The organism is Legionella sp. MW5194 (genome assembly GCF_016864235.1).
Classification (GTDB): Bacteria; Pseudomonadota; Gammaproteobacteria; order Legionellales; family Legionellaceae; genus Legionella_C.
Map to the genome: position 1 here is coordinate 970,800 of NZ_CP045732.1, position 15,598 is coordinate 986,397.

Here is a 15,598-nt window from a genome sequence, read left to right on the forward strand (position 1 = left end):
TGGCGTGTAATGCCATCTCCCTGATGCGAATTTCCACTAAGGAAAACCTGACGATCAACGCAGATCATGGTAAGCTAGAGTGATCATAAACAGCGAGATCCGTGTGAATACCGGTAATCCAAGCTTTTTGTCGAGAGCCAGACTGTGCTGATTTTCCGTTACCTGGCTAAAGAAGTGTTCGTAACTTTAGCTTCCCTGACCACTATTCTGATGCTTATCTTTATGAGCAACCAGTTTGTGCGCTATTTAAATCGTGCGGCCAATGGACAAATCCCGGGCATGATTATCATGAAACTGATGATGCTCGAATTGCCCAACCTCATGGGCCTTCTGCTGCCTCTTGGTTTTTTCGTTGCTTTGCTGATTGCCTACGGCAGGATGTATGCCGAAAGCGAAATGACGGTTTTGCAGGCCTGCGGGTATGGGCCTGATCGTTTATTGAAGCACAGTGTTTACATGGCACTGGCGGTGGCTCTGCTGGTGGCGTTTATCATGATCTGGGTCAGTCCTGTGATTGCCAAGGAGCGTTCCTCCCTGCTACGCGCCACCGGCGTAAAGACCCTGATACAGACGATCCTGCCCGGTCGCTTCCGCGCTATTTCCAATGGACGGCAGGTGTTTTACGTGGAGTCCATGAATCGCGAACACACCGAGGCGAAAAATATTTTTCTGGCAAGGCAGGTGATTAAAGACAATCAACCGCGCTGGGATATTCTATGGGCGGAGCATGCGTTCGCAGAGACGGATCCTGAGACGCTTGAAGATTTCATTGTTCTTGCTAAAGGCACCGAATATGAGGGCGCACCGGGTCAGGGCAATTATCAGGTGGCGGAATTTAACCAGTACAAAGCCCGTCTGCCCCACCCAACCATTGAAATCAAAGACGATTTGCGTACCGCCAAAACAGCCGATTTACTGCCGTACCTTAACAGCGATAACCGCAAGGCCGCGGAATTGCAATGGCGGCTCTCGGTGCCCCTTATGGTTCTCACCCTGACACTGGTGGCTGTGCCCCTAAGCCGGGTTAACCCCCGGTCAGGAAAATACGCCAAACTGCTGCCGGCCATTTTACTGTATATTGTCTATGCCAATTTCATGTTTGTTGCCCGTGATTGGGTGGCGGCAGGCAAGGTACCGCAATGGATAGGTATGTGGTGGCTGCATGGCCTGGTTCTCCTTATCGGCCTGTTGCTGGTCGCCTATAATCGGGTGAAGCCGGCATGATTCTAATCGAACGCTACATTGCCAGAACGGTTCTTGCCTCCATCGGCTTGGTCACCCTGATGCTCGCGGGACTTCAGGTGTTCATTCTTTTTGTCAACCAACTGGACGATCTTGGCCGTGCCGATTTTGGCCTTGTCAATGCGGCCATTTTTGTGTTTCTGCAGATGCCCTATCAGGTGTATCTTTTTTTCCCCATGGCCAGCCTCATGGGCTGTCTGATTGGCCTTGGCATGATGGCCAATCACCGCGAACTCATTGTCATGCGGGCGGCGGGGATGTCCATCGGCCAAATCACACTGGCAGTCTTGAAGGTGGCCTTTGTAATCATTGTTCTTGTGACCCTGATTGGCGAAACCGTGGTGCCTAAACTCGCCTATTTTGCTAATGATTTGCGGACTCAGGCCTTAAGCGGCGGGCAGGCTTTGCGGACGGCGCAGGGAGTCTGGCTGCGTAATCAAAATGACTTTATTACCATTGGCAGCATTGAAAAGAATACGCTGCACAGTGTTTTTCAGTTTCGCTTTGACGAACGGCATCATTTGCGCTTTGCCCGGCGCATGGAGCGCATTGAATACCAGGATGGGCAGTGGAAAGCGTATGGTATTGCCCAAACCGACCTATTCCGAACAAAAACAGTGGCCAGCACCGCCAGGGAGATGGTTTGGGATGTGTCGGTTAAGCCCAAGTTATTGAATTTAACCAGCAGCGAACCGGATGAAATGACATTGCATGAGCTGCGCCAGTATCTGCGTGAACAAAAACAAAGTCATCAGACGGCCAGCAATTACCAACTGGCTTATTGGCAGCGTCTGATTCAACCGTTGACCACGGTGGTGATGATGGTTCTTGCCATTCCGTTTATTTTTGGTCCGTTGCGCTCGTCCACCATGGGGTCGAAATTGCTGCTGGGCATCATGGTGGGTTTTGGCTTTCATATCCTTAACCGTTTTTTTGGCCCTGTCAGCCAGGTGTTTCAATGGCCGCCTGTGCTGGCAGCCATTGGCCCCACCGTACTCTTTGCTCTGCTTGGGCTGTTCATGATGGCGAAGGCGAAATGATGACAGGACTTCGCCACCTGCTGGAAGCGCTGCTCAATCCCCTGTGTCTCTTTTTAATTGCCTATACCCTGTTGCTGATCAGGCTTTGGCGCCAGGGCGACCCGATAAACCGGATTGGTTTTTCGTTGCTTTACCTGGTGCTTCTGGTCATCAGTACAGGTTGGCTGCCCAAAACACTGACTGCCTGCCTTGAACAGCAATACCCGGTTGTGAAGCAAGCGGATCCCCGCGTGCGTTGGGTGGTGGTTTTGAGTGGCGGTCAGGCCGAGGAAGCAGGCCAACCGGAGCATCTGCTGCTTTACAATGCCAGCATCAAGCGCCTGCTGGAGGGGCTTCGCCTTTATCGCCAATTGCCAGACGCGACCCTGCTGCTTTCCGGCGGCGGATTCGGCAGCGAAAGGGCAGAGTCTGAGCGCATGGCGCAATTGGCTGACTGGTTTAATAAGCCTCTGAAGCCCGTAGTGCTTGAGACGATTTCGTTAAATACCGCACAACAGGCAAAGGCAATCAAACGGTGGGTTCATAACCAGCCTTTTTATCTGGTGACTTCTGCCATTCACATGCCAAGAGCCATGGCCTTGTGTCGACGCCAGGGCTTAAATCCAATCGCTGCCCCAGCGGACAGAACCCTTTACTGGCAGGATGAACGCTGGGAAAAACGGTACATACCCAATCCCCAGAACATGGTTTATTTGACGATTGCCCTGCATGAATGGCTGGGCATGGCCTGGGCCTCCCTGCGAGGGGACATGGCCTGATCAATCTTTCAGGTATTTTTCGATGATGGATTTTTTCAGCTCAATTTCACAATCGTCCCTGGTCAACGGACGTGAGTAATAATACCCCTGGATACCGTCGATCCCCAGGACCTTCAGGGTGTCTAGCTGTTCCTCTACCTCAACGCCTTCGGCAATGACACTGATGTTCAGTTTATGGGCGATGGTGATGATGGCGCTGATAATGGTCTGATCGAGGTAGTCATGCTGGCAATTGTCAATGAAGGCTTTGTCGATCTTGATTTTATTCACCGGCAAATGTTTTAAATAGGACAGGCTGGAATAGCCGGTGCCGAAATCATCAATCACCAGATTAATGCCGCCTTTCTTCAGCGCATCGATTTCCTTGTACAGCCGTTCATTGTATTCAATAAAAAAGGTTTCGGTGATTTCCAGTTCGATGCTTGAGGGAGGCAGCTCTATTTCATCGAGAATGGCATTAATGACATTGCTTAATGAATGACGCAGGAATTGCACCGTCGAGACATTGATGGCAATGGGACCGGGCAGAATTTTCTTGTCTTTCCAGATCTTCGCCTGCTGACAGACTGATTTGATAATCCATTCGCTGACCGGAATAATCAATGGGCTTTTTTCAAGTGTATGAATGAAATCCCCGGCAGCCAGCACCCCTTTTTCCGGGTGATTCCAGCGCAACAGGGATTCAAGACCAATGATTTCACCCGTGACCCCGTCATAGAAGGGCTGATAGACCATGAAAAATTCCTGTTTGTCATAGGCCCGTTGCAATTCCTTGCCCAAACCGTGAATCTGCTGGTACTCCTCATAAAGGGCGGTGGAATAATAATGGTATTGATTCCTGCCTTTTTCCTTGGCCTGGTAAAGCGCGGTATCGGCCTGTTTAAGCAGGGTTTCGATGTCATGGCCGTCTTTAGGATAAATACTGATGCCCATGCTGGAGGTAATTTGAATCAAATGATCATCGATGGGGATGGGTTTCGACATTTCCTTGAATAACCGTTCGACGATGGCCGTGACCTGATCAATTGAAACATTGGCTAAAATCAGGGTGAATTCATCGCCGCCGAGCCTTGCGGCAATGTCGCCTTCCCGAAGGCTTGCCGTCAGAGTATTGGCCACATGAATCAGAAGCTTGTCGCCATTGTCATGCCCCAGCGTATCATTAATGACCTTAAAATAGTCAATGTCTAAAAAGACCAGGGCGATTTTACCCTGCGAACGCGAGGCCTGTTTGGTCATGTGCTGGAACATTTCATACAACATGTTGCGGTTGGCAAGTCCCGTTAACGGGTCGTGGGTCGCCTGATAATATAATTTGGCATTTTCAAGTGAGGTCATGGCCTGGGACGCCAGCAGGTTCAAACTGTCCAGATGATTGGGGGTGAAGGTATGGCTGCTGCTGTTATTTTCAAGGTAGAGCATGCGTGAAAGCTGGCCTTTATAGAACAACGGCATCATCAGCAGTGATCGTGGATTTTCGCGCTGCACATAAGGATCCTGAAACGTCAGTTCCGATTGGATGGCGTCGTTGAGGATGATGGGTTTTTGCGTGTGCTGAACATAGTTTAAAATGGAAACCGGGTATTTCGGCAGCACGCCTTCTTCTTTTTTCTGATTGAGATAAATGAGTTGTTGCTCAAGATTGCCTTCGGCTTCCACGACCCATTGATCCTGCACCTGCGTCAGGATCAGGCTGCGTTGTGCCCCGGCATTTTCAGACACGATGACTAAAAACTTCTGCAATAATTTGTCCAGGCGGATTTCGCTGGAAATCAACTGGGTAAATTTCAAGATGGCCAGCATGTCGATGCTTTGGGTATTCACCTTGGTTGCTGACGCGGCGGCAGAGGTGATGTTGAAATTAGGCAGAGAGTAATCAAACGTCAACATCGGGTAATTTTCTTCCAGCAATTTGACACGTGAAATTGCACCCCAGTCTTTAAACTGACGGTAGGCATTGTGCAGGTAGATGTTGGCAATGCGGCTGACTTTGGCGGTCATGCAGTGAAACCCAGCGCGCTCCGAAGCAATCGCCGCAATCAGGTTTAAACCATTTTGGGTGGCGGTTTCTATGGTTTGCTCATACAGGGCGATGACCGGTTCATACCCCTGTTCCAGCCGGGCAAATTCACTGCGAAGCAGTAAAGCGTAGGCTTTGAAATTATCAGGACACCAGGTCGCGTATTTTTCGATGAAGCGGGTGAGGCTGCGTAATTTTTTTAAATAATTGTGACGTTGCACATGCGATATTTCCGGAAGATGATAAAACATGGCCAGTGCTAAAAACAATTTGCCGTCGAGATGACTTAGCATGCCGGTATTGTACTCCGCGTACCGAAGGTGATTTTCACCGGCTTCAATGGCGTCTTCGTAACGCCCGAGCATAAAATACAGAAAGGTCAGGGAGCTATAAAAAAAGCTGAGCTCAGTCTTGTTTTTGCCCTGAATGATGTTCTGCTCGAAGGCATTGAATTTATGGTCAGAAACCAGAGAAATGTTTTCAAGGCATTGCGCAGCATACTCCCAGAAGGTGATGAAGTTAAAAAAGTCAGAAATAGTAACCCGGGACATAAATGCCAGGGCCGATTGGATGTTTTTTTTCATTTCGTCGAGTTTTTTGCCGGCGGTTTGCGAATGGACGACCAGCAACAGATTGCTGTAATTGCTGTACACTAAATCACCGACTTCACAGCAAAGCCTGAAGGCATTAATCACGGTGTTATTGCAAAGACTGAGCGGATTCTGATAAGGCTCAATGAACGCGCCGATAACGAACTGATTTTTGCCTTCAAAATTGGACGCACCGTATTTTTGTTTCAGTCGATTGTAAAGTTTGACAAAGGCAATGGCGTCATCATACCAGTTCAGGGAGTGCAGGATAATGAAGGCAAACACCGGGAGTGACATGGAGGTGCTTTCAGTGTATCCATACTTTAAACTGAGGCTGATGTTTTTGCAGGTGAGGATAACAAAAAGCGACTGGTTGGTGATGAAGGCACTGTTTAAAAGCTGAGTAATCAGATTGACAATGGCCTGCTGCTTGGCATCTTCCATCAATGGCAGATCGATGTTTTCAATGCGGGTTTTTCTCAGCTTGAATTTGATTTTATAGATGTCCGTGAGCAGGTGGATGAGTTTGGGGTTTTTGGGAATCCTGATATCAAATTTACGAAGCGCATTCAAACCAATTTCCAGTGCTTCTGTATGCTGGCCAAGGGTGGAGAGCATTTCAATTTTCAAACGATAAATACCCAGCCGATCCAGTTCATCCCTGGCATTATCCAAAAGCTCAGAGAAAAAAGCGTTGGCTGCATTAAAATCGCTGATGAGGTATTTACACACTGCCTGTTCGCGGTAAATTGGAAAGGCAAGGTCGTAGTGTTTTGTCCAGTTGACCGGCTGCAAGAGCGCCACGGCAGCGGAGAGGTAGTCGTTGGCGGCAAAATAGGCGGAAGCCAGTTTCGCTTTTTGCCCGGCCCAGAAATTGTAACGGGCCAATTGCAGGCGCTCCTCTGGATTATCAATCAATGGCAGACTTTGATTGAAATGCTCCATGACATCAAACAATCGCTCGTCATCCTCCGTCAGCGCCTTGTCTTTTAATAACAACCGGCCGATTTTTAAATGAAGCACCGGTCTTTCCGCTTCATCGATTAATTCATACGCCGCCTGCTGAATCCGGTCATGGGCAAAGCGGTAATTCAGCGTGGTAATATTGATTCTGGACAGGTTGTCGCGAAGTCCAACAAGGCCCATGGTTTTATAGCTTTCTTCAAGCGGATAAATCAGGTTGGTTTTGATGGCCTGCCACAGGTTTTCAGCGATTTGACTGGTGCTTTGCTCATTAATAATCTGTAAGGTTCTGAAATCAAACTGATGGCCGAAACAGGCTGCCAGTTTTAAAATTTCCTGAGTTGGCTTTGACAGCAGGTGAATTTTCGAGGTCAGGAGCGAAATGACGTTATCCGTGGCGCTGGTTCGCTGAATTCGGGTTAAATCCCATTCCCACAGCCCCTTATCATAGGAAAAGGTGAGTAATTTCTCCTGATAAATGATCTTTAGGAATTGATTAATAAAAAAGGGATTGCCCTGTGTTTTATCGTAAATGCATTGCGCCAGGGTTTGAACTTTATCACTCGAGGCCGATAGTGTGTCCTGCAGGAGTTCCTGGATGTCCTGAAACAGCAGGGGTTGTAATTTTAATGTGGTTAGCGACACCTTGTGTTTATGCAGGTTATTGACGGTGAGTTGCAGCGGGTGCCGTTCATCCACTTCATTATCGCGGTAAGCGCCAATGATGAGTAAGTGGTTGGTGTCATGATCCTGCAGCAAATTCTCAATGAAATTAAGGGAGGAATTATCCGCCCACTGCAAATCATCCAGAAAAAGAACCAGGGGGTGCGAGGGCTGGGCGAAAACACGGACAAAATTTTGGAAAACCAGGTTAAAACGAATCTGGGTATCCGATGGATTTAATTGGGGGACCAGTGGTTGCTGCCCGATGATCAATTCAACGTCTGGAATGACATCAACCACCACCTGGCCGACATTGCCGAGTGCGGCAATTAACTGGTTACGAAGCATTTCCAGGCGGTCTTCGCTTTCAGAAAGCACCTGTTTTACCAGGCCTTGAAAGGCGGTGACGATGGCGCTGTAGGGCATGCTGCGCTGCAGTTGGTCAAATTTTCCATCAATATAATACCCCTTGTGCTGAACAATGGGTTTATGGATTTCTTTCACCAGCGAGGTTTTACCGATACCGGAATAACCCGCAATCAAGACCATTTCCTTGGTGCCCAGGCTGACGCGTTTAAACGTATTGATCAATTGTTGCACCTGCGGTTCGCGGCCGTACAGGTTGCGGGAAATATTCAGATGATCGCGAATATCATTGGTACCTAAGGTAAACTCCCTGATAATGCCTTTGTTGCGCCACTGATTACGGCATTCCTGCATGTCTGCGCGCAGGCCGACAATGCTTGAATACCGCTCTTCCGGCATTTTTTCCAGTAATTTACTAATGATGGCTTCAAGCATGGGTGGGATATTCGGACGCAATTCCGTTACTGAAGGCGGTTTTTTGGCAATGTGGCAATGCACCAGTTCCAGGGTATCCATGGTCTGAAAAGGCAACTGATTGGTCAGCATCTGATAAAGGGTGACGCCTAAGGAGTAAAAATCGGTACGGTAATCGACTGGACGATTGATACGACCCGTTTGCTCCGGCGAAATATAGGAGAGGCTGTCTTCAAACTCATTTAAATTCAAATAGCCTGAGTTTTCTTCGGAAAGCCGGGTAGAGGCGCTTAAGTCGACGAGTTTAAGCTTTAATTTTTCAGGATCAATGATGATGTTGGATGGCTTGATTTCCTTGTGAATGATGTTGCGCTGATGCAACTCCCAGATGATATCAATCAATTGAATGGCAAGATTAAAAAAATCCTCGATTTTAAGCTGGTTGGTCATGAGGTGGGCATGCAGTAACTGGCCTTTCACTCCTTCTAAAACCAGAACAGGGGCTGGCGTGTGCTGCAGAAAATCATAGGCTTTGATGATCGTTGGCGACTCAATGCTGTTTAAAAGATGGAATTCATGCTGCAGGATGGCTAAATTGTCGGTCGAGGCATAATAATTATTGGGTATTTTTAACAAGACCTTGCACTTGTCTTTCAGGCGCAGGGCATGATAAGTATCAATACTGTGGTTATGCCGCAATTTTTCCTGTAATGCATAGCCTGATATGGAAATCATCGAATTCCTGTCCTTCATCGTAGCAGTCAGTCGCCAAACCAAAGCAAAATGCTTTATTCTCAATTATAGAAGAGATTAGCAGGGATGATTGAACAAAAAATTCAAAGGCTTGGGGATGAAATTTGACAAATTGGACAATCATTACTAATCTTATTGTGCATTGCAACAAAGGAGGAAGCCATGCATACGGAACATTTCGAACAATTAAAAACCACGTTGAATAATTTGCAGAAGCCAGTACAGGAGTTAGCCGCGCTTCATGCAAGAACATTGCAAAACCTGTCTTACATCAAACCCGAAGAATTCTCCAAGATGCAAAATCCGGAAGAAATCTGGGACAGAAACATCAAGCTGTTCATTCAAAACAGCCACAAAGCACTTGATTTTATGCAACAGGCTTTCACCATTTTTGAAAGACACTGGCTTTTAATGTCTGATGACATCAAAACCAAAACCAGCGAGGCAATGCAAAATGGCCAATCCATTGCCCGCACGTTAAGCTCAGGCATCAGGAGCACAAGCAATGGCACGTCAAGACCGACGACAACTGCTTCCAGACGAGCCAGCCCGTCCACTTCAGCCAGCAGAACGACGTCGTCCACCAGTAGAACCGCTTCTGGTAAAACGACTTCTGCATCCAGAACAACGTCTGGGGTGAGCAAATCCACGTCGGCTAAAAAATCAGCTTCAGGCACAAGCCGAAGTTCGGTGAAAAAGACAGTTTCAAGAGCCAAAAGCGCCACAAGTAAGTCAGCAAGACCGACAAACGGTACTGCAAAAAGCAGTTCAGTCAAAAAAACGGCTTCTTCCAGAAAGCCAACTGTGGCTAAAAAAGTAACGGCATCCAAAGCCAAAACAACCACGGCACGAACCATTGCCAAGCCGTCCACATCAATCAAAAAAGCAGCCACTGGTAAGAGCAGCACCGCCTCACACGCTAAAACAACAGCCAGACCTGCGACTGCAAAAAGCGCCTCTTCCGTCGCAAGCAGCAGACCGGGTACCTCATCCAGCCTGATGCACGGCAGCAATGGCAGCGTAAAACATGGAATTGCCAGCAAGCCTGGAACAACCGCCGGCAGCACGGCAACAAGACCCGGGATGCAGCCTTCCAAGCCGATTAGCTCGTCAATGGCCTCGTCCAAGGACATGAGCAAGCCAATCATTAACCCATCGGCTACCGTTCGCGATAATAAAACGGTTACTGGAGAGCACAACAAGTATGGTTCCATGAACATACCGTCTCACTTAAGCCGCGACAGCAATCTGCCCAAAAAATAGCATTTCACTGACTAAAAAGGCGCCTTTAAAGGCGCCTTTTATTTTTGAAGGTTGTTGTTAAATTACTTGCTTGAATTCTTGCTTCTACCTCATTGTAGCCATTACACTTTTCACTCGCTAAATCTGAATTAAGTCGTTTGTCTTAACCAGTGTTGGGGGAGTGAGGCTGTGTTTTTAAACAGGATTAAAGAGGGCATACGCAAAGGTTCAATTACTAAAGACGAGGAGGAGAATGAAAAGGAGTATTCCAATTTTCTTTCTGCGAAAGCCATCATTTTGGCTTATGATTCCGTAACCGAGATTACCCAAAAATTGGCGGAGGCGCGCATTGCATTTGTACACAGTCTCTTTACGATGTCGGACACACGGTTTGAGCAGGCTGCAAAAACGCTACCGGATTTGGGTGAGATTTTAAGTGCAAAACATCGCCAGACATTAAGGGAACTTATCAATACCAAAGCCGTTAATCATGCGAATGCCGCCAGAGCAGAACGCCTCTTTTTAACTGCGGAAGAAAAAACGCAGTATTATCGTAAGAAATACGACGATTTCATTGCCGAGCGCAGAAAAGAAATCGAGACGAACAACCAGCGCTCCCAGATTCAATTTCTGCTTCTTGAATATGCGGAGTCAGGCATGGATAAATGCCTGAACATGAGTGTTGCAGAAACCTCGGAAGTCAAGCTCACTCGCGCGACCAGGCACTTGAAAGACACACACGGTATTGAACTGCATCCGCTTCAGTTTCGCGATAATCTGCAATCCTATGGCGCCAATCTTGTCAATTTTTATGATCTGTTAAATTCAGCGAGAAAATCGGTGGCAGAGTATTACCCTCCCGAATACCAAAAGGAATTCGAGGTATTCTATAAGACCCAGGAAGAACGCCTTTTTCCTGATTCCCGCGTCGCCAGAAGCATCGCTGCGGTCAAAATTGTCGCGGCTTATCAGGAAAACAAGATCGACCCGGCACATCCCGATTACCCTCTTTTGTGTAAGGAAATGGAGTCTTGTCTGGAGAGTACGCCGCTTGACGTTTGCCTTGCCTACATCAAAAAAAAGGATGAGCCGGCCGAAGCTTATTTTAAGGAGTCATTGGGTACCCTGTATCAACTCATCCGGGAGTATCACGACAACACCGTGCCTTGCACGGTTAATGCTGACCAATTAGCCCGTTCCTTTCAGTCGCTTGCCACGCTTACGAATAAGCCCCCCCCGCAGTTCCCTAAGCAACGGCCTGGAAACAGCAGCATGCCTCCGCGGGAACATGGGGGGATGCTCAGCATCGAAAAAACGCCTGAGCCACCCCCGCCAGAGAAGCTGACGCCGGTTGCCAAAACGACCTCACTGTCTAACCTTGAGCAAAAAAGGAAACCCTTGCCGCCGTTGCCAAAATCGTACAGCGCCAATGATGTGGTGACGATTACGCCGGCCCCGGATTCACCGTCGGGCAATGACAAACCGTCTGTTGATCACACCAAACACAGCATGGATTTTTTTCAGAAAAAACAAATGCTGGCAAAGGTTTTGGCCAAAAATCCTCAACCTGTCATTACTCGCCGTCCTGGGATGGGCAGTCGGGATTATGAAAAATAATTACATTTCAATGGGTTAAATTAAAAAATCCGCTGTTCCTGGAAAATAAAACAATACTTCTAATGAACAAGGAACAAACAAAAGTAAAGAGGATAGTATTATGAACGCCATTGATTTTTTAATTAAAGAGCATAATCGTGTACGAAAAATGCTGGCCAACATCAATGATGCTTCGCACCGTGAGGAAACCCGGCGCAAACTGTTTGCCGTGTTATCCGAGGATTTAATCCGACATGAACAAATGGAGCATGCCGTTTGGTATCCGCATTTCAAAGACCGATTGGATGACACAGTAAAGCACCTGGTCAGTGAAGAAAAAGGCGCTGAAAGAGCCATTAAACAATTGGATGACACAGCGACTACCCAAACCTGGGAAGAAAAATTTTCAAAATTTAAAAAGGACGTGGAACACCATGCCACGGAAGAAGAACAGATTCTGTTTCCCAAAGTTAAAACCTTGCTGAGCGAGGAAGAGCTTGAAAAAATAGGGCAGGACATGTTCCACTTTAAACAAGACCATCAACCGTCGACTCATTAACAGGCAATAGGCGGTGACTCACCGCAACGGCCCCGAAGGCAGCGTCTGGCAATCGCTGCCAATGCGGTTTTTTCATTTTTCGGTTAATTTTGTTCAAGATGCATTTCCTTGTCGCGACAGGGTATAAACTTTAGTCAAAACTCGGTAAAATAAGCCACTTTATCTTTTTTTGCAGTCACTATGCCAAAACGCACTGATATCCAATCCATCCTGATTCTCGGCGCAGGTCCAATTGTCATTGGTCAAGCCTGCGAATTTGACTATTCCGGGACCCAGGCGGTCCGCGCTTTAAAAGAAGAAGGGTACCGCGTTATTCTGGTCAATTCCAACCCGGCCACCATCATGACTGATCCCGAGTTGGCGGATGCCACTTACATTGAGCCCATTCAGTGGCAGGAAGTAGCGCGGATTATTGAAAAGGAACGCCCCGATGCGCTATTGCCCACCATGGGTGGTCAGACCGCCCTGAACTGTGCTCTGGATCTGGTTCGGGAAGGGGTTTTGGCTCGCTATAACGTGGAGATGATTGGCGCGACCCGTGAAGCCATTGACCGGGCCGAAGATCGCGATCAGTTTCGCCAGTTAATGAAAAAAATTGGTCTGGACATGCCCCGTTCGGCCATTGCCCACAGCCTTGAAGAAGCCTTTCAGGTTCAGGCACAGCTTGGATACCCGGCCATTATCAGACCGTCATTCACCATGGGCGGCAGCGGCGGGGGCATTGCCTATAACCGGGAAGAGTTTGAGGAAATCTGTCTACGCGGTCTCGAATTGTCGCCAACCCATGAACTGCTCATCGATGAGTCTGTACTGGGCTGGAAAGAATTTGAAATGGAAGTGGTTCGCGATAAAAACGACAATTGCATTATCGTGTGCACCATTGAAAATTTTGATCCCATGGGCGTGCACACCGGCGACTCCATTACCGTCGCTCCAGCACAAACCCTGACGGATAAAGAATATCAGCGCATGCGTGATGCGGCGATTAAAGTGCTTCGCGCGGTTGGTGTCGATACCGGCGGTTCCAATGTCCAGTTTGCCATCAATCCGGAAGACGGGCGCATGCTGGTGGTGGAAATGAATCCCCGTGTATCGCGCAGTTCGGCCTTAGCCTCTAAAGCCACGGGTTTCCCCATTGCCAAAGTGGCTGCCAAGCTCGCCGTGGGTTATACCCTCGATGAGCTGGCCAATGAAATTACCGGTGGCCAGACGCCCGCTTCGTTTGAGCCCAGCATTGACTATGTTGTAACCAAAATTCCCCGCTTTAATTTTGACAAATTTCCGCAGACCTCACCCATCCTGACCACGCAGATGAAATCGGTGGGTGAAGTGATGGCCATTGGTTCCAATTTTCAGGAATCCTTGCAAAAAGCCATTCGCGGCCTTGAAATTGGCCGTTCCGGGCTTATTCCGCTCTTTAAAAAGGGGGATCTGCCGCGTTTACAGGGTTATTTGCATGAGCCGACTCCGGATCGCCTGTGGTACATTGCTGACGCGTTCCGTCAGGACATGTCCCTTGACGACATCCATCAGGAAAGCCGCGTCGATCCCTGGTTTTTATCCCAGATTCAGGAACTGGTGATGCTTGAGCGTTCCTTGTACGGCAAGTCCATCAATGAACTCGATCAACAGACGCTGCGTTTAATGAAACAACGCGGTTTTGCCGACGCCTACCTGGCGCGCTTGCTCTACTGCAATGAAGAACAGGTAAGGGCGCGTCGACTGGAACTTGGGGTTGTGCCTGTTTACAAGCGCATTGACTCCTGTGCCGGTGAATTCCCAAGCGACACGGCTTATTTGTATTCCTGTTATGAAACCGTTTGCGAGGCACGCCCACAATCCGATAAGAAAAAAATAATGATTTTAGGCGGCGGGCCTAACCGCATCGGGCAGGGCATTGAATTTGATTATTGCTGTGTCCATGCGTCCTTAGCCCTGCGCGAGGCGGGCTATCAGACCATCATGGTCAATTGTAACCCGGAAACGGTCTCCACCGATTTTGATACCTCCGATCGCCTTTATTTCGAACCGGTTACCCTGGAGGATGTGCTCTCCATTGCCGCGGTGGAAAAACCCGATGGCATCATTGTTCACTACGGTGGCCAGACACCGCTGAAACTTGCACGGGATCTCGAAGCCAACGGCCTAACCATTGTCGGCACCTCGCCAGACGCCATTGATCAGGCCGAGGATCGCGAACGTTTCCAGAAGCTGGTGGCTGAACTGAAGCTTGACCAACCCGCCAATGGCACTGTGCGTAGTGAGGAAGAAGCGCTCGAAGTGGCCAAGCGAATCGGGTATCCCCTGGTGGTTCGGCCTTCGTATGTGCTCGGCGGTCGGGCAATGGAAGTTGTATACCATGAGGAGGATCTGAAACATTACCTTAAGCATGCGGTGGCTGTATCCAATGATTCGCCGGTGTTGCTTGACCAATTTCTCAATGATGCCATTGAAGTCGACATCGATGCCGTCTGTGACGGCAAGGATGTGATGATTGGGGCCATCATGGAACACATTGAGCAGGCGGGTGTGCATTCGGGCGATTCCGCCTGCACGCTGCCTCCCTTCAGTTTAAGCGTGGTAGTGCAACAGGATTTGATTGAACAGGTTCGGCAGATGGCGTTAAAACTTGGGGTGGTTGGCTTGATCAATGCCCAGTTTGCCATTCAGGCCGATGACATTTACGTGCTTGAAGTGAACCCCAGAGCCTCAAGAACGGTGCCGTTTGTCTCCAAAGCCACCGGCCTGCCGCTAGCGAAAATAGCCGCGCTGTGTAAAATCGGCGTCTCCTTAAAGCAGCAGGGATTGAGTCAGCATTATCCCATGCCTTCGTTTTATTCCATCAAATTACCGGTTTTCCCCTTCATAAAATTCTCAGGGGTGGATTCAATCCTTGGGCCTGAAATGAAATCCACCGGCGAAGTGATGGGGATTGCCCGCCGCTTTGGTCAGGCGTATGCCAAGGCGCAATTGGGCGCTGGCTGCAATATTGTCAAGCGCCGCCGTGCATTCGTCTCGGTTCGGGATGCGGATAAGACGCGGGTAGGAGAAATTGTAAAACGATTGATTCAGTTGGGTTTTGATATCATCGCCACGCGGGGCACTGCCCTGGCATTGCAGGCGGCTGGCGTGGAATGCCGGCGTGTATTCAAGGTAGCCGAGGGACGACCGCATGTGCTAGATTTTATTAAAAATAATGAAATTGATTTTATCGTCAATACAACGGAGGGCAAACAGGCTATCGCCGATTCTTTTGCAATCAGACGCAGTGCCCTGCAACACAAGGTCAGCTACACGACCACCTTGTCGGGAGCTGAAGCCGCCTGTTTGGCTATGAAATATGAAGACCGCGAAACGGTCTCTCGTTTACAGGATTTACATTAGAGGTGGTT

At 48.6% G+C, this 15,598-nt stretch carries 9 protein-coding genes; 6 read left to right on the plus strand and 3 right to left on the minus strand.

All coding sequences use genetic code 11. From position 1 onward, the window contains the following. Nucleotides 1-144: 144 nt before the first annotated feature. Genes lptF through GH742_RS04620 form a run of 3 tightly spaced genes read left to right on the plus strand, consistent with a single transcriptional unit; the run spans nt 145 to nt 3,040 of the window. Nucleotides 145-1,224, plus strand: a complete 1,080-nt coding sequence (gene lptF / locus GH742_RS04610; protein WP_203456302.1) for an LPS export ABC transporter permease LptF — start codon at nt 145-147, stop codon at nt 1,222-1,224. Further along, nucleotides 1,221-2,282 (plus strand): LPS export ABC transporter permease LptG, encoded by a 1,062-nt coding sequence (gene lptG, locus GH742_RS04615; protein ID WP_203456303.1) that lies wholly within the window; start codon nt 1,221-1,223, stop codon nt 2,280-2,282. Before lptF ends, lptG begins: the two co-directional genes overlap by 4 nt. Then, complete coding sequence (locus GH742_RS04620; protein ID WP_239005280.1) at nt 2,279-3,040, plus strand: YdcF family protein; 762 nt, start codon at nt 2,279-2,281, stop codon at nt 3,038-3,040. The genes lptG and GH742_RS04620 overlap by 4 nt, the downstream gene beginning before the upstream one ends. On the opposite strand, the gene GH742_RS04625 is transcribed toward GH742_RS04620, so the two are convergent. From GH742_RS04625 to GH742_RS04635, 3 genes are all read right to left on the minus strand, one after another. Continuing rightward, on the minus strand, nt 3,041-8,791 hold the full coding sequence (locus tag GH742_RS04625) for an EAL domain-containing protein (RefSeq protein WP_203456304.1): 5,751 nt from the start codon (nt 8,789-8,791) through the stop codon (nt 3,041-3,043). Next, complete coding sequence (locus tag GH742_RS04630) at nt 8,745-9,062, minus strand: hypothetical protein (protein ID WP_203456305.1); 318 nt, start codon at nt 9,060-9,062, stop codon at nt 8,745-8,747. The genes GH742_RS04625 and GH742_RS04630 overlap by 47 nt, the downstream gene beginning before the upstream one ends. 88 nt (nt 9,063-9,150) lie before the next feature. Then, a complete protein-coding gene (locus GH742_RS04635; RefSeq protein WP_203456306.1) occupies nt 9,151-10,029 on the minus strand; it encodes a hypothetical protein in 879 nt (292 codons plus the stop codon). Nucleotides 10,030-10,240: 211 nt separating this feature from the next. On the opposite strand from GH742_RS04635, the gene GH742_RS04640 reads away from it, so the two are divergent. The 3 genes from GH742_RS04640 to carB all read left to right on the plus strand — a co-directional run bounded on the left by GH742_RS04640 (nt 10,241) and on the right by carB (nt 15,590). Then, entirely contained in the window at nt 10,241-11,668 is a 1,428-nt protein-coding gene (locus tag GH742_RS04640; protein ID WP_203456307.1) for a hypothetical protein, read from the plus strand. 100 nt (nt 11,669-11,768) lie between these two features. Beyond that, on the plus strand, nt 11,769-12,206 hold the full coding sequence (locus tag GH742_RS04645) for a hemerythrin domain-containing protein (protein WP_203456308.1): 438 nt from the start codon (nt 11,769-11,771) through the stop codon (nt 12,204-12,206). 180 nt (nt 12,207-12,386) lie between these two features. Then, nucleotides 12,387-15,590: a carbamoyl-phosphate synthase large subunit gene (gene carB, locus GH742_RS04650; RefSeq protein ID WP_203456309.1), complete on the plus strand. Its 3,204-nt coding sequence runs from the start codon at nt 12,387-12,389 to the stop codon at nt 15,588-15,590. Nucleotides 15,591-15,598 lie beyond the last annotated feature (8 nt).